Source organism: Nitrincola sp. (assembly GCF_048264025.1).
In the GTDB taxonomy this organism is placed as follows: Bacteria; Pseudomonadota; Gammaproteobacteria; order Pseudomonadales; family Balneatricaceae; genus Nitrincola.
In genome coordinates this window covers 1-18,070 of sequence record NZ_JBLXDN010000012.1, presented here as the reverse complement: position 1 = coordinate 18,070, position 18,070 = coordinate 1, and the positions used below count along the sequence as shown (strand labels likewise).

At 46.8% G+C, this 18,070-nt stretch carries 13 protein-coding genes and 1 tRNA gene; 6 read left to right on the top strand and 8 right to left on the bottom strand.

What is annotated here, in order from left to right:
• Window positions 1-11 precede the first annotated feature (11 nt).
• From dptF to ACN0R1_RS10515, 5 genes are read left to right on the top strand one after another with little or no spacing between them, the layout of a single operon-like run.
• Entirely contained in the window at window positions 12-1,604 is a 1,593-nt protein-coding gene (gene dptF, locus ACN0R1_RS10535) for a DNA phosphorothioation-dependent restriction protein DptF (protein ID WP_417582584.1), read from the top strand.
• Window positions 1,601-2,947, top strand: coding sequence for a DNA phosphorothioation-dependent restriction protein DptG (gene dptG, locus ACN0R1_RS10530; RefSeq protein WP_417582582.1), 1,347 nt, complete (start codon window positions 1,601-1,603; stop codon window positions 2,945-2,947). Before dptF ends, dptG begins: the two co-directional genes overlap by 4 nt.
• On the top strand, window positions 2,928-8,018 hold the full coding sequence (gene dptH / locus ACN0R1_RS10525; RefSeq protein WP_417582580.1) for a DNA phosphorothioation-dependent restriction protein DptH: 5,091 nt from the start codon (window positions 2,928-2,930) through the stop codon (window positions 8,016-8,018). Before dptG ends, dptH begins: the two co-directional genes overlap by 20 nt.
• Complete coding sequence (locus tag ACN0R1_RS10520; RefSeq protein WP_417582578.1) at window positions 8,008-8,517, top strand: hypothetical protein; 510 nt, start codon at window positions 8,008-8,010, stop codon at window positions 8,515-8,517. Before dptH ends, ACN0R1_RS10520 begins: the two co-directional genes overlap by 11 nt.
• A gap of 12 nt (window positions 8,518-8,529) precedes the next feature.
• Window positions 8,530-9,765, top strand: coding sequence for a DGQHR domain-containing protein (locus ACN0R1_RS10515; protein WP_417582576.1), 1,236 nt, complete (start codon window positions 8,530-8,532; stop codon window positions 9,763-9,765).
• 51 nt (window positions 9,766-9,816) lie between these two features.
• On the opposite strand, the gene dndE is transcribed toward ACN0R1_RS10515, so the two are convergent.
• The 7 genes from dndE to ACN0R1_RS10480 all read right to left on the bottom strand — a co-directional run bounded on the left by dndE (window position 9,817) and on the right by ACN0R1_RS10480 (window position 17,395).
• The gene (gene dndE / locus ACN0R1_RS10510) at window positions 9,817-10,164 is read right to left on the bottom strand and encodes a DNA sulfur modification protein DndE (RefSeq protein WP_417582574.1); all 348 of its coding nucleotides are present in this window, start codon (window positions 10,162-10,164) and stop codon (window positions 9,817-9,819) included.
• Window positions 10,164-12,158 (bottom strand): DNA sulfur modification protein DndD, encoded by a 1,995-nt coding sequence (dndD, locus tag ACN0R1_RS10505; protein WP_417582572.1) that lies wholly within the window; start codon window positions 12,156-12,158, stop codon window positions 10,164-10,166. Before dndD ends, dndE begins: the two co-directional genes overlap by 1 nt.
• Complete coding sequence (dndC, locus tag ACN0R1_RS10500) at window positions 12,155-13,759, bottom strand: DNA phosphorothioation system sulfurtransferase DndC (protein WP_417582570.1); 1,605 nt, start codon at window positions 13,757-13,759, stop codon at window positions 12,155-12,157. The genes dndD and dndC overlap by 4 nt, the downstream gene beginning before the upstream one ends.
• Entirely contained in the window at window positions 13,756-14,835 is a 1,080-nt protein-coding gene (dndB, locus tag ACN0R1_RS10495) for a DNA sulfur modification protein DndB (protein WP_417582568.1), read from the bottom strand. The genes dndC and dndB overlap by 4 nt, the downstream gene beginning before the upstream one ends.
• A gap of 128 nt (window positions 14,836-14,963) precedes the next feature.
• Window positions 14,964-15,950 carry a TraI domain-containing protein gene (locus ACN0R1_RS10490; RefSeq protein ID WP_417582566.1) on the bottom strand — a complete coding sequence of 329 codons (987 nt, stop codon included), beginning with the start codon at window positions 15,948-15,950 and terminating at the stop codon, window positions 14,964-14,966.
• 13 nt (window positions 15,951-15,963) lie between these two features.
• Window positions 15,964-17,160, bottom strand: coding sequence for an Arm DNA-binding domain-containing protein (locus ACN0R1_RS10485; protein WP_417582564.1), 1,197 nt, complete (start codon window positions 17,158-17,160; stop codon window positions 15,964-15,966).
• Window positions 17,153-17,395 (bottom strand): hypothetical protein, encoded by a 243-nt coding sequence (locus tag ACN0R1_RS10480; RefSeq protein WP_417582562.1) that lies wholly within the window; start codon window positions 17,393-17,395, stop codon window positions 17,153-17,155. The genes ACN0R1_RS10485 and ACN0R1_RS10480 overlap by 8 nt, the downstream gene beginning before the upstream one ends.
• A gap of 150 nt (window positions 17,396-17,545) precedes the next feature.
• Here ACN0R1_RS10480 and ACN0R1_RS10475 point away from each other — a divergent pair, with 150 nt between their 5' ends.
• Entirely contained in the window at window positions 17,546-17,755 is a 210-nt protein-coding gene (locus tag ACN0R1_RS10475; RefSeq protein WP_417582560.1) for a helix-turn-helix domain-containing protein, read from the top strand.
• 219 nt (window positions 17,756-17,974) lie between these two features.
• On the opposite strand, the gene ACN0R1_RS10470 is transcribed toward ACN0R1_RS10475, so the two are convergent.
• A tRNA-Met gene (locus tag ACN0R1_RS10470) sits at window positions 17,975-18,051 on the bottom strand.
• Window positions 18,052-18,070: the final 19 nt, after the last annotated feature.

Genomic DNA, 18,070 nt, shown 5'->3' with positions numbered 1-18,070 from the left:
AGGAAGCAGCGATGAACTTCACAAAGCTAATGGACACGCTGGCTCGTTCCTCTGCCCAAGCGGTCAGCACACTCGGTCATGGCTCTCCCGAAGCTGATCAACTTAAAGATTACCTTTACATCGAAACATCCATCGAGCACGACTTCAAAGTAGCTCTAGACAATATCTCGGATCAACGCGCCATCATATTTTTGTGCGGATCTAGCGGAGATGGGAAGTCTGAAATCCTAAAAAGGCACTATCAGAAGTATTCCGATCATATCACCTTCCATCTTGATGCTACCCATAGCTTCAAGCCTGATCAGAATGCAATAGAAGCCTTAGACCAAGTGTTTGACAGATACAAAGAGGCTGGTAAACCGTTGGTGGTAGGGATAAACGTGGGGATGCTTTTTAACTATGCATCGACTGGCTCCGAACGTCACGTTGAGATCAAGCAGTCGATCGAGCGATTCACACAAAGCGAGTCGCCTATAGACGGGCATATTTTTCTTAACTTTGAAGACTACCCCAAATTCAGTCTGCAAAATGGAGAGGCTGGTTCGGCGTTCATAAGCGAGTTATTGGATAAGATCGCTGCTCCCATCGAAGCCAACCCTCTCTACTTGTCCTACCAAAATGCATGCCGCAATCATCAGTCTCGGGTCTTTGATAACTACAGACTGTTACAGATAAAGGAGGTTCGTGAGCGTATTGTCACTCTGCTCCTGTTCGCACGACTGAGGTACGATCAATTCTTATCAGCGCGAACGCTACTAGATTTTGTCCACCACTTGATCTGCGGACCGGGCTCTCTGTTCGATAACCTGTTTATTCGAGGACAAAACGAACTGGCAGACATCGTTAGTCACTTCGATCCATGCTCCGTCCGGACTCAAAAAATTGATCAGTTCTTGGTTCAGCAGTCTCTGGGCGTCAGTGGAACAGAGTTTGGAGAGTTCAAGTCACAGTTTTTGAATGATTTCTGCTTTGGTGACCTCGAGCCTAGTGAATGGCTACGAGCCTTTTATGTATTGTCAGGTCACCCTATCGGTAATAATTACCATCAGCGTTTCGCTTCGGATTTTAAAGAGAGTCTATACGAACGCTATATCGAAGTATGGCGATTACATCAGCACTATGACCACAGTAGCGAGAAGAAACAGCTTGTTCGCCACTTTTACAAAGACCAAATCGTCTCTGCTCTTATGCGCTTCGGCAACCGCCTTCAACCTTCCCTTACAAGCAGGCGCCAAATTTATCTCAGCGAGCGAAATGGGGTTGTAATCTCGGCAGAGGCCGATGTTCGCCCTGATTTGAAGCGCATACAAGAAGCGCAGACCAAGAGCATTCACCATTTCTACGTTTGCCTCAAGGTCGGTGACGAACAGGTGAGGCCTTTGCCTATTAACGTAAGCTTTCTAGAGCTCATCTTGAAAATTAATGATGGTTATCGACCCAACAAGCACGATAAAAACACCATTGTCATTCTTGAAGAAATGATTGATGAGATCACCAAAGTGGCGAGGCAGGCCAAAACCATCCACTTCACATCGGGAACTAACCATGTGTCGCTAACAAACGAGGTGGATGATGACGAATTTGTAGTGGGAGGCATGGAATGAGCATCCAAACAAATTTGGAGCGGTTAGCGCACCAAGAGATTCAAGAGCGTAATCTGATCAATCACTATCTGCCGTTTAGACAACAGCGTAACAAACCTGCCGAGTATGACTTTGATGCCATCGCTGGTGATGTGCTCTCCAGTGCTCTTAGGATAAAGCTGAAGCAAGGTTATAGCCTGGAATCGTTTGTGGAGAGAGCTCGTGCCGCAGTCAGTTCTAAACTAAGCGATGACTCGATCAATGACTTCATTGACCAGATGTACTTTGATGGGTCTGGAAAATCGGGTTTGTTTAAGGTATCGCCGGAATTTCTTCTATTCAAGGCAAACTCCGCAGAAGCGGGCGCAAGTAAGCATGTCTGCCGCCTCTTTCGTAGCTTTCTGGCTACACGTCAAAAAGAAATACCGCTCCTGATGAACGAGGTGAACTTTCTTGAGGCTGAATTGCTCTCGGAGCTTCAAGAGAACCTCACCTCGCACGCACCTGACTCTACTGAAGTACCATACCTTCCTTTTTTGGCGGAGTTTTTTTCTAAGGACCTCAACTTTCTATGTCAGCACCCTAGCTATCTGCTTCAGAACACTAGGGCATTCCTTGGGTTGTACAATTTTTTATATAGTGCGCAGCTCGCGCTTAATATAAATGCTTGGGACTCAACGCCAGAAACAAAGCCACTTTACTTCATTCTCGATACGGAGCGTGCAAGTGTTGAGAGAAAGCAGGTGCGCGAGTCTTACCCTTGGCTAAAGGAAAAAGTCGCAGATCTCTTTCCGATTCTGTCGATGCTCGAGTACTTCAATCAGATTCAAGAAAAAAACGCACCTCGCTATCCGCTATGGCGCTTTGTCGAACATATAAAAAACGCCTCGTCCGAAGAGCAATTGGTTGGAGTAAAAGCCATGCAGGAGTTCGCAAAGAACTATTGCGCAAAACGTGGAGTGGACATCCCCGACCAATTACCCCATTCAGAAGCTTCCATGGTGAAATTTCTGACGGCTAGTGCGCGTGAAATTTTTAGCAAACGGGGATCAAGCCAGTTCACGGTTAACAGCCGTGTTGTGAATGCGTTTGAGAATGAGGTCGCGCAGCACTTTGTACAGTCTCGAGGGCGCTCTGGCCGGGTGTTGATACTTAACCAAGACTACCTCCTTCTGCTCACAAACTTGGCTGTGGGAGAGCGGGAACAGCTCCAGTTTCAGCAGCTACTAGAAGCTTTCAAGAATCGAGGGATTTGGTTCGACCGACAGTCAGAACAAGCGCTTATCAATTTTTACGAGCGCGTCGGAAATGTTGAACGGATGAGTGATAGCGGGGATGCAGTCTATGTCAGAAAAACACTTTGAAGCTTTTCTCATTAAGAATTTGCGGGAATGGCTCGAGCTGCGAATAGAGCCAGGTGCTCGCTATCAGTTTAAATCACCGGATCCTGACAACACCAAAAAGCTCGTTGATCAGCTGGCTGCCTCCCGCGATGGGGTGCTTTCCGTAGAAGGCCAAGGCCTTTCGTTTTTACATGTCGCAAACCAGCGACTCATTATCGCGGGACATCTAGAGCAGCATGATGTCACACACAGCTGCTATACCGAAAACTACATTTCTAGACTACGTGATGCTGTTGCTGCACAGGAACCGCCTTTTGATAACTGCGCCTTGCTTGTTGTTCACAACAGCCTGCTCGATACCCTGATCAACAGTGCGCTAGATCTTGCGCAGGGAAGATCAGTGTGGTCGCCTCAGGTGATTAAAGAACAGCTTGAAAGCCTTATCTCTCAGGATCTAAACAACCAGGTCGCTTCGCATTGCTTGCTCGAGCACCAAGTGCGGCTGATTACAGAAGATGGATCCAGCGTGTTTGGCTTCAGGCACCTTCATGACTCTATGATCGATGGTGATCTCCGCTTCGACGAACTTGGCCTTTTCAATGACCCTGCTGTTCTCAGCAACACCAATGTCAAACAAGTTGAAAAGCGCCTTGAGGCCAACCGTCAGTTGCGCGCTGAAATAGAGTTTGCGGTAGAGCACTATCCAAACGAACTGGAGGATCGGCTTTCAAAGTTTGGTTCAAAATTCATCCAGAAACACTTTGGCGAGAATGCGGAAGAGCCCTGGACCGAACTCGACTTTGGCGCCTTCAAAGAGGAAGAAGAGCGCCAAAAGAAACTGTCTCTGGAGTTTGAGTCGCTTGAGAGCGAAGGCTGCGTTGTTCACCAGCGCAATAAAAGAGAAACAGCAGCGGGGCTTCGCGATAAGCACTTAATGATCGTCGTACCATCTGGGCAAGATAGTTTCGATTTCAAGATTAAGTTCGTTGGGCAGAAGCTAGAGAAGAAGGAACTGCAAGTTCAGCCTAAACAGGTCTCCAATAGCCTCGTTATTGATCATCTCCCCCGGGGAACACGTACAACCTTTCATGTCAGCGGCCCTTCCACTACCGACCCCCTATTTTTCAGCCTGCGACTAAACCGTGATTCGGCCAATGAAAAGTACAGCTTTCACTGCATGGTCGTCACAGAAGGAGGTTTTCACCTCAGCAGCTTAGAAAATCAGTTCCTCATTAATCGCAGCAAGCAGGCACTGATTCTTCAGGCGGAGCAGCAGGTTATTGAAATCAACCCCGACCTTGATGAGACACTGGTTCTTGAAGACAGTGGCCAAATGGTTTCTATACAGCAGTATGGAAAGCTGGATTTCCAGCAGTTATATGAAGAGTCGGATGAGGTTCGGTTTACTCTTAATAACGGTGCTTCCGAGCTCCGCATATTGGTTGAGGGCGAATCCAGCAAGGAGAGCCTCTATCTACCTCTCATGCTCGACTCGGGTCGTTTCAGCCAGCTATACAGTAACGATGATTACAACGCCGTCTATCGCAAGAGCAAAGAGACCGTAGTCCTCGACAACCAGGAATCTGAGCCACTATTCTTCAGGAAACAGATGCTCCTTGTTGAGTCGGCTTTCGTTGATGAGCAACTAATTCAATGGAATCAGACGTCGGGTAAGGGGCTTCCCGCAAAATTCTTGGAAATGGCGGATAGCGAGCTTTACTGCAGCTACAAAGCCTTTCTTAGTTACTTCTCTGAGCGCAAGACCTTACCCTCTTTGGCTAGTTGGGGGCCAGAGCTTGTCGAACTTGCCACTGCTTTCGTTAATTCCTATATCGAATACCTGGCAACGCTCCCGAAGGGACACACACTATCAACAACAGCAGGCCCGGTTATGAAGTTGGGCTATGCAAACATAGAGGGCAAGAAGTACTTCACACCTTTCCACCCCCTAGTGATAGCGTATTTTATAAATCTGATCGAACGGATCAAAATCGATGGGGATGCTCGTAGCTTCAAACAGCTGCCCGACGTCACAAAAAGTCGACTTACCCCCAGAGGGCTTATCCCTCATCTTTATGATCCGGCATCCGGCTACAGCTATACCCAGTCCGTAGACGAAAATGCGCTGTGGTTGGAGGTAGTTCCTCACCAAGACACCAGCTTTGACTTCGTCAGCACGCTAGTCAGACACAAGATAGAAGAGTTCACGTCGACCTTTTCGCAACTCTTCAAACAGGTTGAAGATGCCCCAATTCTGATAAATTCCGTCAACAACGGGGACAACAAGGAGCTGTTCAAAGGCTTGTTGTCGTATTACCAAGCCCACCTCGAAAAAGGGCTTCATGTTCATGTAAACCTCTACGACGACGAACAGGAAGAGACAGAGTTCGACGTCTTCGCTGAGATGGGTCTCTACGACGAAATTAAGGCGCGTTATCGGTTGGATAAAGGCGCTTCACGACGTAATGCGGACACCATCATCGACTTACTTCGTACACGGCTCACATTTAGCAAATTCAAACATGAAGCGGCAGAAAAGCAGGCCTACGCCCATCTAACGTTCTTTAAGAACAATCAGAAGGTGGAAGCGGTTGATAACAACATTGATGAGCACTTGTCGGGTGCGGCCTGTGGCGGGCTGTTAAATGGCGAGTCGTCGCGGAGCGAAAATGGCCGCTTCTTTACTGCGTTTGGTCTTAAAGGGGTCGAGTATAGTGATAAGCCACATCTTCAGCTGGCGAAGCTAATCGGGACCCTCTCACGTCCCGCACAATCCAAGAACGACGTGTACCACGATCACTCAGCGATTAGCTTGGCGGTTAGCGAAGAGTTTCGAAATCTCTTGCAGCGCTCCTACGACAGCTCAGTATGGACAACCATCATCGACCCCAAGGTTACCCTCGAATTTTTTGAGAGCACCAAGGGGGTTATCCTGATTCATTACTCCGATCAGTACACCAGCTCTGCAGGTTATGACGCCATCACTGTTACAAAGCAAGTCGACCTATATAAAAGTGTATTGGGTAGTAGTGGCGATGACCTTATCCGTGAGTTCAACGCTTTTAACGGCGAGTGGTTGCTGAAGCTCATCACTGACCCCTCTACCGAAAAGATTGCTAAGCAGGGAATCATTGGTGCCTACAAAGTCGTTTCCACAATGCTGGGTGACACCGATATCACCTGGGTACCTCTTTCAGTTGCTGAAATGATTAGAGTGGCCGGCAATATTGGTCTTGCTATGTCAGACAGCGATTTTTCCCGCTACAACCGGAATCTACGTAAAGGCGCGATCTCCGACGACATCCTATTTGCTGGCTTTAAAGAGGGGCAACTTTATTTGTTGCCTGTTGAAGTCAAGGCGGGCTCACGCCCCAACTATGAGAAGGCGCGTACACAAGCCATCGAGCTGAAGCGCTATATGGAGGAGGATCTGCTGGGACCGGATACGCTTGAAGCAACAATCTATCGTGCCCTGTTCATCCGCCAGGTTTTACTACAGATCGAAAAGTATCAGCTTTACGATGTGTTTGAAGACGGCTACTTTCAGTCGCTACTTTCAGAACGCGAGTACTGGCTGGACGGTAACTATAGTATTGCGCAGCTACCCAATTACCCCAAGGGAATGGTGGTCGCTCATATCAACGCGGAAAGCTGCTTCTCAGAGCACTACGAAGAGAAAGAGAGTGTGTTACAGGTTGAAATTCCCATGGGAATTTTGGACACACTCGTCAGCACACCCCAGAAACAGCTCACAGCAGACATCCGTGACAAGAAGATTCTGCAGATACCGAGCAACTACTTCTTGGACCAAGTACTAAATCACGAACCAACTGCGCCTGAGAGTACTGAAGCTCCGGTTCAGCCACAGCCGGAGTCAGTCGTTCAACAAGCAGAACCTAGTGTTGATAGCCAAGAAGGCAACGAGGTTGATACACCGCCAGTATTATTGCCAAATGCCGAACCGCTGAGAGTCCAGTTTGGGACCGATGTACAAACAGGTCAGCCGGTCTACTGGGAGCCGACCAACACGGAAAAGCTTTTTAACACCAATACCGGAATTATCGGGACCATGGGTACCGGTAAGACCCAGTTCACTAAGTCTGTAATCACGCAGCTCTATCGTAATCAGCACCAAAACGTATGCGGAACACCTATAGGCATTCTGATCTTCGACTACAAAGCGGACTATGTGAAAGAGGACTTCGTTGAGGCGACCAACGCCAAAGTGTTTGACCTTTACCATTTACCGTTCAACCCGTTTGCATTGTTTGGCAATCGGCCGATGCAGCCGGTACATACCGCTAACTTGTTCCGCAGCACCCTGGCTAAGGCGTTTGGGCTAGGCAACAAGCAACAAAACAAGATTCGTACTCTAGTGATGGACGCCTACGAACGCGCAGGAATCCAACCACAGGACCGAAGCAGCTGGACGAAACCTGTTCCTACCCTGGCGGATGTTTGGGCGCTATTTCAAGACCAAGAGAAAGTTGAACAAGACTCCCTTTACGCGGCGCTTGATGACCTGATGAGCTTTGCGATATTTGAACCAGATAATGCGAAGACCAAGTCGCTTTATGATCTTGTCGATGGTGTGAGCGTCATAAATCTTTCTGGCTATGATCCCCAGATTCAAAACTTAGTCGTCGCACTGACTTTGGATTTGTTCTATACGCAGATGCATCAGCAGGGCAGCTCCAAGCTGGATGGAAGTTATCGCCAAATATCCAAGATGATATTGGTAGATGAAGCCGATAACTTTATGTCGCAGGATTTCGAAAGCCTGAAGAAAATTCTAAAGGAAGGACGCGAGTTTGGCGTTGGTACGATCCTATCAACTCAGGAACTTACGCACTTCAAGACAGGTGATAACGACTATTCCAGCCTTGTTCTTTCCTGGATTATTCATCAGGTCGCTAATATAAAATCTCAGGAAATTAAGGCTATTTTCAATACAAAGGGCAAACAGGATGAAGAATCCTATATGAACCATATTCGAAAACTTGAAAAGCACTTTAGTTTGTATGTCGATGGAAAAAAGGAAGTCAGAAAGATTAAAGATTTGGCTTTTTGGGAAATAAAAAATGAGCAGTAAATCAAGAACAAGAGAAAATGCTTGGAAAGGAATACCAAATTATTTTTTTTCAACGTTATTCAATGCCCTCAAAAGCATAAAATTCATGGTCTCTTTTTTCTTGGGAATGCTCCTAATTGGAGGCATGGGAATTTGGGTACCATATATATTCAACAGGTCTGAAAATGACGTTTTTTTAGATAGCCAAGCCCTTTTTACTTATAGCCTTGCCATACTTGGCACTATTTTTATTGAATACGCTCTAAGTAAAAAAGACACCGGAGACAAAGCTCTCCTGGCAATTTTACTCGGTGTTATTTCATTTTGCCTTTGTATATATGGATACTATGAAACAAATGCAGGCTTTGAAAAATATACAGCTTTTGGTGCCGCCTTATCGATGACCCTTTTTATACTAGCAAACGCAAATGACGAAAAGTACGACTCCGACGATGAGCCCCCGAAAGCTAGCAGTACGGGGTATAAAACTGCGGAAGCCAATAGAATAACAGATGAATAGGAGTCGGAAGTAATGTTTCCTTTTACAGCCCCTGCAATAAAAATAGAACAGCCTCTAGGTATATTTTATATAGTTTCTCTGCCTGCATCTTTGTTACTAGAGACCTGTCACTCAATTAAAACAGAAGTTTTAGAAGACTTAGAAGAAGATGCCTATCATCCTATAGGAAAAATATTTGATAGAATAAAGGGCACTCAGAGAGAGAGGAAAAAATCCAGACTAGAGGAGATAAAGAGATACTCAGAAACTGTTGATGCCTGCTTTCCTAATTCTATAATATTGGGAGCTAACTACGATGAATTAGGGAGACTAGAATCAAACTCTGAACTAAAGTGGTCTGTAGAAGCATTTGACGATAATTTTTATTATCTGACAATACCTACAAAAGCCAAACTTGCTTCGATCATTGATGGACAACATCGTGTTTTTGGTTTCAAAGACTCCTCAGCTAAGAATATGAGTCTACTATGTTCTGTTTTTATTGATCTACCAATGGCATACCATGCTCAAATCTTCACAAAGATCAACACAACGCAAAAAAGAGTAGATAAAAATCTTGCTTACAACCTCTTTCAATTCGATATGGCACAAGGAGACTCTAATACATGGTCTCCCGAAACCCTATCAGTATATTTCTCCCGAGTCTTGGCTGAAGACAATGAGTCCCCTCTTAAAGGAATGATAAAATTGGGAGTCTCAGGATCGAGAACAGAAACATCTATATCGATGGCATCTGTAGTAGATGGAATTTTGTCCCTAATTACATCGAACCCTGAAATTGATCGAAACAAAATGCATGCTGTTGCACTTGAGGATGGTAGGGATAGATCATTACTTAAAGATATAAATTCTAATGCACCGTTAAGAGGTCTTTTTTTGCATAAGAAAGACAGAACCCTTTACAACATCATAAATGATTACTTAACCGCTGTTACTAAGCAGATTTGGAAAGGAAGAGGGCAAGATAGTATATTTAGAAAAACACTTGGAATACAAGCTTGTTTTGATGTTCTAAAGGAATTAGCAAAAAAAGAAAATAATAAAACCGATCTTAATTTTGATTATTTCTATGATTTAATGCGAAATTCTAACAATATTGACTTTAACGTTGAGTTTTTTGGTGTTCAGTCGAAAGTAAGGGCCAGGATAAAAAACACCCTTTTAGTTTCTTTTGGGATTAAAGATATAGATGAGCTAAGGTGCTCAAGAGAAGACAAAGAAAGAATAAAAGAAATAACAGCTTGTTAGAGTAAAAAACATGGGCGTTACGGAGTAAACGTAGCGCCCACTCAAAACATCTCACAAAGCGCAGGAGAAAGACTGTAGAGTTTTTTGATTTCTTAAACTTGCAATTCCATCTTCAACATGAGCTGCCCAGGCTTGCTCTAGCTCTTTCGGTGTATGGTCCGGATAGTATCTTCTAAGTAAAGTTTCCACTGCCAACTCGAGATCACCTAACCAGACAGATTTTTCTAAATCCATGCCCTTCGACAAATCGATAGGCTCCCCTGAAAAGCGATACCCACTTTCCATTGACCGAAAAAAAGCGATTCTCGAAGATATATTAGGACTAACACCAGTATAGGCCTTAAGCTTCTTCAGCTGTTCACCGGTCTGGTATTTAACGTGCATACGATTGGGCAGCATTAGATAGCCTCCTGCTGAGCACTCTTCCAGAAATAGCCTTCAGATAGTCGCGATGACTTCGTATGGCCATCAAAGACAATTTCGTAGCCGTGGGAGATATCGTCTTCCAACTCTTCGAAGTAGCCGTTATCTATCTCTGTATCAGTGGATAGGATAACCACCTGATGACTGGCAGAGGGAAAGTAGAACTGAACCAGCTTATCCCTATGATGCGAATCCAATCGTCCGAGAGGGGTATCAATAATAACCGGCAATTTACGCCCTGAGGTGCGGCCTAAAGCTTCCAAGATTGCGATGGCATAGATCTGCTTCTCACCAGCGGACAGCTCTTTACGGTTAATCACTTGCTCTTGGTCATCTACCAGTTCCACATCAAAGCTTTTAGCGTTAATGCGAGCGTGGATATTAAGATCTTCCTTACGGGCCAGCTGTTGGTACGAGTTCATAAACTCGACTTCCAGTTTTTTCACCCGCGTATGTGTCAATAATTCAGCGAAGCGATCGAGTAGTAGCAATGCCTTTTGCGCGTTACTAACACCTTCTGAGCTGTTGGTAAGCGCACGATGCTTGTCATGTAGCTTCTGCTCTTTGCGCGCCAACTCTAATGCCTTGCGATACGTATCCTTCGCATTGAGCAGTGCCTGGCGGTAATCAACTTGGTGCTGCACACGCTCACGCTCGAGCTGACGGATTTCTTCGAAGGTCGACTGAAGCTGCTCCTCATCGGGGGCGCGAGCAATATTGAGCGAGGCATTGTCTAGTTCATATTCAGTCTTTTTCAGCGCTTTACGGTCGGCATCAAAGCGACTCCAGGCCGATTCTGATGCCTCTGTAAATTGCTGCTCCAGAAGACGATATTCCCTATCTGATAAGTCCAGCAGCACCGGTGCAGCTTCGGCAGGACTCAACTGTTCTACGAAACATTGATTTATTGCGTTAAGAGCTTCTTCAGGTATAGCTTTTACGCCAGCTAGTGCACTTTGCAACTGCTCACGCAACCGACCCACCTCGGCACTAACATGCTGTTTCTGCTTTGCAATCGCTTCTTGCTCCAAGGTGTCTAGCAATGACTTCATAGTGTTGGGAGCCAGGGCGAGCGGTAACAGACCATCCAACTCGAGTCGAATAGCTTTCTCTAAGCGAACTTTCTCATTGTCTAGTGTTTTAACTTTCGCTGTTTCACTCTCTTTGCTCTGCGCCCACGCCCCACCTTCAGCACTTAAGACCGCCTCAAGTTGAGCAATACGCGCCGCCGCTCCGGTTATGCTGGTTTCCTTAAGAGCAGCCTCATTACGATACCCTTCTGCTACTCGGTCTAAAGTCGTCCGAGATTCGCTAATCGCGTTTAGCTCTTCGATGATTTTCTGAGGTAGGGCTTCGGCACCTTGCCGCTTAAGGTAGATCTCGAGATCACTTTTCAAACGGTTGATCAGGTCAATGCCGAGCAGGCGTTTCACCGCGGTTTGCAGAATTGTTCCTGATTCATCTTCGGCGAGTTCGGCAATTTTCTCGCCATCGAAGAAGAACAGGTCTGCAATGCCTGCAGGAATCAACTCGTTGAGAAACCCCTGGCATTGATCGTAATTGAGCTCAGAGCGTGGTTCACCGTTCTGAACAATACTAAGACGATCTCTCTTACCGCGTTTCCAGCTGCGGATCACCACATACTCGCTTTCTTCACCATCTTGGGCAAAGGTGAAAACAAGCTCGATGCTAGCCTGGTCTGGTCGGCTGCCTTGGCCCTCTCCCTTGTGGATCAGTGCATCCAGTTGGTCTGTGTATTCATTCTGGCTAAGCGTGCGTCCAAAGGCTTGCCGTCCATAGAGCACCGTTCGTACTGCGGAGAGAATGGATGTCTTCCCAGCCCCGTTGAGTCCGCCAAACAGAACAATAGGTTTAGCGTGTCCAAAACGGTCAACGGTTGGTTGAAGGTCGACCTCGTGGACGCCTCTAAATACTCGAAAATTATGCAGGACTAATTTTTTAATAATCATATTAATTCGGGCTCCTGTGCTCGCTTCAGGAGTCCGTCGACTTCTCTAATGGCTTCTTCGTATTGCTCGATTGTTTTCTTATGCAGATCGAATTCGTGCTTGGCTTGAACCTGTGAATGCTTGGCCTGAATCTGCTCCAGGGAGCCCCAGTCCTGCTTCAACAAGGTGCCTATCTTATTGAAGACATTGCTCCGACGGCTCAGCCCTTCCATAGACAATTCGAGCTCAATCAGCTTTTTGATCAGTGCAGGAGCAACGTCAAACTCATCACCCAGCTGCTCAAGCAGCTTTGCATCTTCAGCATCGAAGCGAGCGCGATCGTTCTCAGACCATTTCAAATCTTTGCCGTAGACCCGCTGGTAGATGGTTGGTAAGGAATCCTCCCAGTCGGGCTCGTTAGGGTCAGCAAACCATTGCTGTCGGATTGCATGCAGCTCAGGTTCCGTGATCAAAGTGATGGTGTGACCACTATCATTGAGTTGTTTTTCAATTGTGAGTAGTTCTTCGAGCCATTTCTTTCGGTACTTAAGCCAGTAAGGGCCCAGAATGATATCGCGCTCATTAGCGAGCTCATTTTCATTTTTGGCGCGCTGGTAAATTACGCGGCCATCTCGACGCTTATAATTCCGATACTTTTCTTTGTTTACTGGCTCACTAGTCATGGCTAGCAGATCACGGAACCGGAGAAGTGGAAGCATCCATTCCTCACCGTTCTCTATAAGCGCTTCCATGGCTTTATCTTTGGTAACCACAGTGCACGTCCAGCAACCAAATCGAGAGTTGCCGCAAGAAGGCGTACTTTCATCAATGACTAGCGGACACTCGCCCTGATTCGATGAATGCATGTAGAGCGTCCAAAGAGGAAGGTTGCTGGTCCCCCAGGGGCTTTCCCATTCATCGATGAAATCAGAATACTTATAGCCGCCACGTAATAGCGCCCAGACATCATTCACATCCCATGTTTCTATAGGTGTATAAACGAAGGCGTTCGACAGAGTAGTATGTCTCGCCAAGCGAGAGCCATCCATTTTATGTTTGGCTATAACCTGTGCACGAGAGGAGCTCTCAGCGCTACGAGAGCCCAATACGATGATGACTTCATCATATTCTGCCACAGTCTCCTTAATAAACTGGCTGACTGGGTCAATTTTCATGCGCTCTGTACACCAGCGAAATTGCCGTGTTGGGGCTGGGTAACCTTTACCCAAGAGGTTGACCCAAAAAGTATCACTAGTTTTGGGTGTAACTAGGTGAGTGCTAATGGGTAAGTTGTCTCTTTCTGCGCCCTTAGCAATAGCATCTAAAGTACCTGTGATCATGTCGACGACAACAGGTGTCTCAACAAGAGTATCTGACGAAATTACGAAGATAGGCTTGGTCCTATCTTCTGGCTTTAGCCCTAAAAGAGCAATGTAAATCAAAGCCATAGTAGCGGTAGAGTCTTTGCCGCCACTAAACCCGATAACCCAAGGGCGTTTGTCCGAGCAGTAGATGCGTTGAACTTCAGACACAAAGTCGGAGAGGTTGCGGCCAGCAAACTGACCGTCGTTGATGAAGTTCTCATAGTCTTCTAAGTCGAAGTTTTGGACTAAAGTATTCATGATGAGAGCTGCTCTTCCAGTGCTCGTTCTTCAGGTGTCAATTTCAAGTCAAGCGTCAGTTTGAGCTTGTTGCAGGTCAGCTGGATCGCCACATTGGACTTGCTCAGCTTTCCATGGACCATATTGCGTTGTAGCCACTCGGGATTGGCTTTGCGCCAGTCGACTGACTTGAGTTTTTCCAGACGCTCTTTCCAATTGTTGGGGGACTCGCAAAGAAGATCCTTTCCAAGAAGCCCCAAAGCGTGTAGCCCAACTCCATGTGCGTGAATATATTCCTGCCTTAGCTGTGCAGGCGTAACTTCCTTTCGGTGGGCATGGTGCCAGTCTGGAATGTTGTTATAAACAGCTTGCCAGTATTCGAAGGCCGTAACTTTTTCACTGTCGTCATAGCCGTCTTTGGGGCCCTTGCTCAATAGGGCTCGAGTTGCTTGTCGAATACTTGAGAGAGTAAATAACTTGTTTGAATTTAATGAGATGCTTGATTTTTCCATCTCAGTGAGCCCTTTGAAAGGTAAGCCTTCTGTTGCCAAGTAACGCGCCAAATGTGAAGACGGATCTCTATGGTCATATAGAGTTGAAAGGGATGGGCTTGGTTTGACCGCGTACTTGTTCAGGTCAGCGAACATTTGCTGACTTCTTTGAAGGCCTTCATCTACAAAGAAGAGAACGGGTATGTTGTCATGCCCAAGTTCGGGGCGTTCTTTTACCGCTTCCTCTATAGCTTTGCGTCTGTGTTGCCCATCATTCACCAGAATCTGTGCATCCATGGGCACTTTGAGAGTGCCCATATTGCTGCCCGTACTTAGCTCTTCAAACTGTACCTCAGCTCCAACAGAGGCTGTAAGTGCAGAGAAAACATAGCTTTTGGGGTTGTCTAGCAGGTACCTTACCATATCCGGGATACGGGATTTGTTCAGGGTACGTTGCGCCCGCAGCTCAGGGGGAACTTCCTCTTCGTCGTACATGAAGATGCGAGGGATGATTCTAAGTGGGCAAGTGGCTATATAGAATGGATGCCCTGCTTGAACACCTCTTACAGCAGGGAAGGCGTAACAATATCCAGATGTATCACTCATGACTATTACCGTTTATCTGATCACGTAAATCGCAGACACTTACGTAATCTGGTCACGTAATTTTAAAGTAATTGACTCTTCGAGTCTGCGCTTGCAGCATCAATTTTCTCTACGGAATGTAGAGCGTACTACTGAGAATGCATTAACAATCCCTCTTGGCCCTCAGAATGAAGGGGGGCGCATTCAAGCAGCCAACGCTGATGTCTACTACTGCGGATACCTCTCTTTGAAGAGCTATGGGATACCCATTTTGGGTTGTTACTCATGGCACTTTGGCCACCGGCATCACGCAGATAGCGGGCCAAAGTGGTCATGGAGGAATTCCCACACCGTGTCCTGGGTGACATGCAGGTCCAAATATTCCTCAACACGGTGGCAATGTTCGGCAGCACACGATCCAAGTAGGCCAGTCCGACGGAGCAAAGCTCCAGTGTTAGTTGATCATGGTCCATCAGTGACACTATGGGTTGCTGATAGCTACCATTGCGGTAAGTCGTAGTCTTGCCAATATCGTGAAGGAGTCCGGCGATAAACCCTGCTTCTTGCATCTCGATTGGCATTTCGGGTTCGTTTAGTTGAATCATACTAACCACATTGCCTGCAACAGACAGAGAATGCTCCAGCAAGCCACCTGGGTAAGCGTGATGATCATTCTGACTGGCAGGGAATTGCGTGAATGCCTGCAACCGATCACGGCGCTCAAGTACCAGCTTCACGAAGTGCTGAAGGGGCTTGGTTTGCAGACCAACAACTGCATGTACTAGCTGATTGGAAGTATCCGGTAAAGGACATAGGTCCCGGGGCAGAGTATAGAGGCAGGGCAGAGACATGAACTGGTCCAACTTGGGTTTACCAATATAGGTTAGGTCGAGCACAGGGTTCTGATCCTCCCAGATACAGTGCCCCATCACTTCAACCAGCGATAGGTGACCTAGTGCACCGTCCTCGATATAGCACTGAGCATCGGCAAATGCCGTATATGTCATACTCCAGCAGCTGAGTTTCAACTCATGAACAGGTTCTCCATTCTGGTCTGTGTGAGTGACCAGTTTGGTGATGCGCAGCAGGTCGTGGTGAGGCTGCGTATGGTTAGCTAAGAAGCTATAAATGGCCATAACGTTTCTCCTGTCAGCCAGATGACTGATCGTTCTCGTCTTTGTGAGTGCGAACCAGATTTTCAAATGCAGATCCGTCCATTCGCGTCAGGTTGGGGATATAGCGCGAGTAGACCTTGAACAACATTTCCGTGGATGAGTGCCCAAGAAATCGTGCGACCCACTCTGCGACTTCACCTGATGCCAGAAGTAGCGTGGCGCAGGTATGGCGAGTTTGGTAAGGGCGGCGCTTTTTGAGCCCAAGGTAACGGAGGAGCGGGTACCAGACGCGTTTGGTAACGTTGTGCTGATCCAAAGGCTTACCTAGGGTGTTACAGAACACATAAGGGCTTAACCGCCCGGTACTCTGGTATTGATCCCTCAGCGCATCATAAACAGGCCCGAGCATCGGGATCTCGCGCTGAGAACCATCGGTCTTGGTATATTCCGTCTGCCCAGCAATTAATGTTTCCCGAACCAAAATTTGGCGTTTTTCGAAATCTACGTACTCCCATTTAAGACCATCGATTTCACCGGAGCGCATGCCTGTAAAGAACCGCAAGGTGTAGTAGTTGCGGTAGTCTTCACGTACTTGCTCAATGATGCGATTGACTTCAAACAGTGAGAAAGGCTCGATATGTACCTTCTGTAACCTGAGCGGTTTGATGTTCCGGTAAGGGTTTTCAAAGGCAAAACGATCTGATGCTTCGTCCAAGAGCAGTTTTACCAAGCCCATCCGGTTATTCAGGCTCTTGGCGGAGATGCACTTATTTCCGTTGCGCCCAGGCAGTTTTGATTGCTGACTGCGGTACTCCATCAGTTCGGCTTTGGTGATTTGAGTGACCGGCTTGTCACCAAAAAATGGCAGGATGGAACTGTCCAACAATGAGCGAACATTTCGGATATGCGAGTTGCGCCATTCAATTTTGACTTCAGAGAACCACTGCTCGGCAAACTCAGAGAAGAGAGGGGCTGTAGCGTCACTGCGGACCTTCTGCTCATCTGTATGAGCAACAGAAAACTTCTTGGCGTTTTTGCTGGTTGGGAAAAAATCCGCATACTGGAATTGGCCGAGCACTATCAATGCTTCGATTCGTTTCAGCAATGCCTCAACTTTTTTCTTGTTGGCAGGGGTATCAGGTAAAGCTGTTTGCTCGCGGCAGCGGACTCCCATGAAATTAAAGTCCATGTAGAGGTTGCCAGTCTCCTTACGTGTACGGACCTTACCCATAGCACACACCGCCATTTGCCATTGGAATCTCCAAACTGCTGGTGCGTGTGCCATGCAGCATTTCTTCTTCCACCGCTTCCCAGAGGTACAAGATCTTACGGCGGCCAAAGGGCTTGATGTAGTGCTTGCCTTCAATCAGTACGCTGTCTTTCAACGACTGGCGAATTGTGCGGCAGTCATACTTGATCCGCTCGGAGAGCTCTTCTGTGGTCAGGTAAGTGTATTCAGTTCCCATAGCCTTTAACCCTATGCGCTGTTACGCTATCTCAACTAAAAATATTCTCAATGACAGAATGTCATCCTGAATGGCATTATAGATAGCAAAAACACTTTTGCAATAGCTTTATGCCATTCTGAGTGACATTTGTTTGCCTAAGGTGGTTTTATGGTTCGTTGTCATTTGGCGCGGCTCATGGGTGAGCACAAAATGAAGGTGATAGATGTCGCTAGGGAAACCGGGCTAAACCGCAACACGGTTACCTTGCTTTACAAAGAAACGGCCCAGCGTATTGATCTAGATGCCATCGATAAGCTTTGCAAGTTGTTCAACTGTGCGGTAGGTGATTTGCTCGAATATGTACCAAGTGAGGAGTAAGCCTCTGGGCTTTAGATCTGTTAAGTCCAGCGCAACTAGCTGGGCTTAATGAAAAGAAGGGGATTGTGTATATTTGCCTGAAGGTCAGGCTAAAAAACGGCAAATTTAAGATTTGGTTTTTCGTGTCACGGGATTTGTCACATTTTGTCACAAGCAGAGTGTTGGAGAGCACAACGAAAAAAGGCAGACCGGTAAGTACCTGATCTGCCTCTTAAAATTTGGTAGCGGGGGCTGGATTTGAACCAACGACCTTCGGGTTATGAGCCCGACGAGCTACCAGACTGCTCCACCCCGCATCAACTTGATGACGCGTAT

What these genes read in the sequence shown, in the direction of transcription:
- ACN0R1_RS10515 (WP_417582576.1), top strand. Translation starts at nt 8,530, where the DNA reads ATGTTTCCTTTTACAGCCCCTGCAATAAAAATAGAACAGCCTCTAGGT.
- dptG (WP_417582582.1), top strand. Translation starts at nt 1,601, where the DNA reads ATGAGCATCCAAACAAATTTGGAGCGGTTAGCGCACCAAGAGATTCAA.
- dndD (WP_417582572.1), bottom strand. Translation starts at nt 12,158, where the DNA reads ATGATTATTAAAAAATTAGTCCTGCATAATTTTCGAGTATTTAGAGGC.
- ACN0R1_RS10520 (WP_417582578.1), top strand. Translation starts at nt 8,008, where the DNA reads ATGAGCAGTAAATCAAGAACAAGAGAAAATGCTTGGAAAGGAATACCA.
- ACN0R1_RS10480 (WP_417582562.1), bottom strand. Translation starts at nt 17,395, where the DNA reads ATGGGAACTGAATACACTTACCTGACCACAGAAGAGCTCTCCGAGCGG.
- dptF (WP_417582584.1), top strand. Translation starts at nt 12, where the DNA reads ATGAACTTCACAAAGCTAATGGACACGCTGGCTCGTTCCTCTGCCCAA.
- ACN0R1_RS10485 (WP_417582564.1), bottom strand. Translation starts at nt 17,160, where the DNA reads ATGGGTAAGGTCCGTACACGTAAGGAGACTGGCAACCTCTACATGGAC.
- dndC (WP_417582570.1), bottom strand. Translation starts at nt 13,759, where the DNA reads ATGAATACTTTAGTCCAAAACTTCGACTTAGAAGACTATGAGAACTTC.
- ACN0R1_RS10475 (WP_417582560.1), top strand. Translation starts at nt 17,546, where the DNA reads ATGGTTCGTTGTCATTTGGCGCGGCTCATGGGTGAGCACAAAATGAAG.
- dptH (WP_417582580.1), top strand. Translation starts at nt 2,928, where the DNA reads ATGTCAGAAAAACACTTTGAAGCTTTTCTCATTAAGAATTTGCGGGAA.
- ACN0R1_RS10490 (WP_417582566.1), bottom strand. Translation starts at nt 15,950, where the DNA reads ATGGCCATTTATAGCTTCTTAGCTAACCATACGCAGCCTCACCACGAC.
- dndB (WP_417582568.1), bottom strand. Translation starts at nt 14,835, where the DNA reads ATGAGTGATACATCTGGATATTGTTACGCCTTCCCTGCTGTAAGAGGT.
- dndE (WP_417582574.1), bottom strand. Translation starts at nt 10,164, where the DNA reads ATGCTGCCCAATCGTATGCACGTTAAATACCAGACCGGTGAACAGCTG.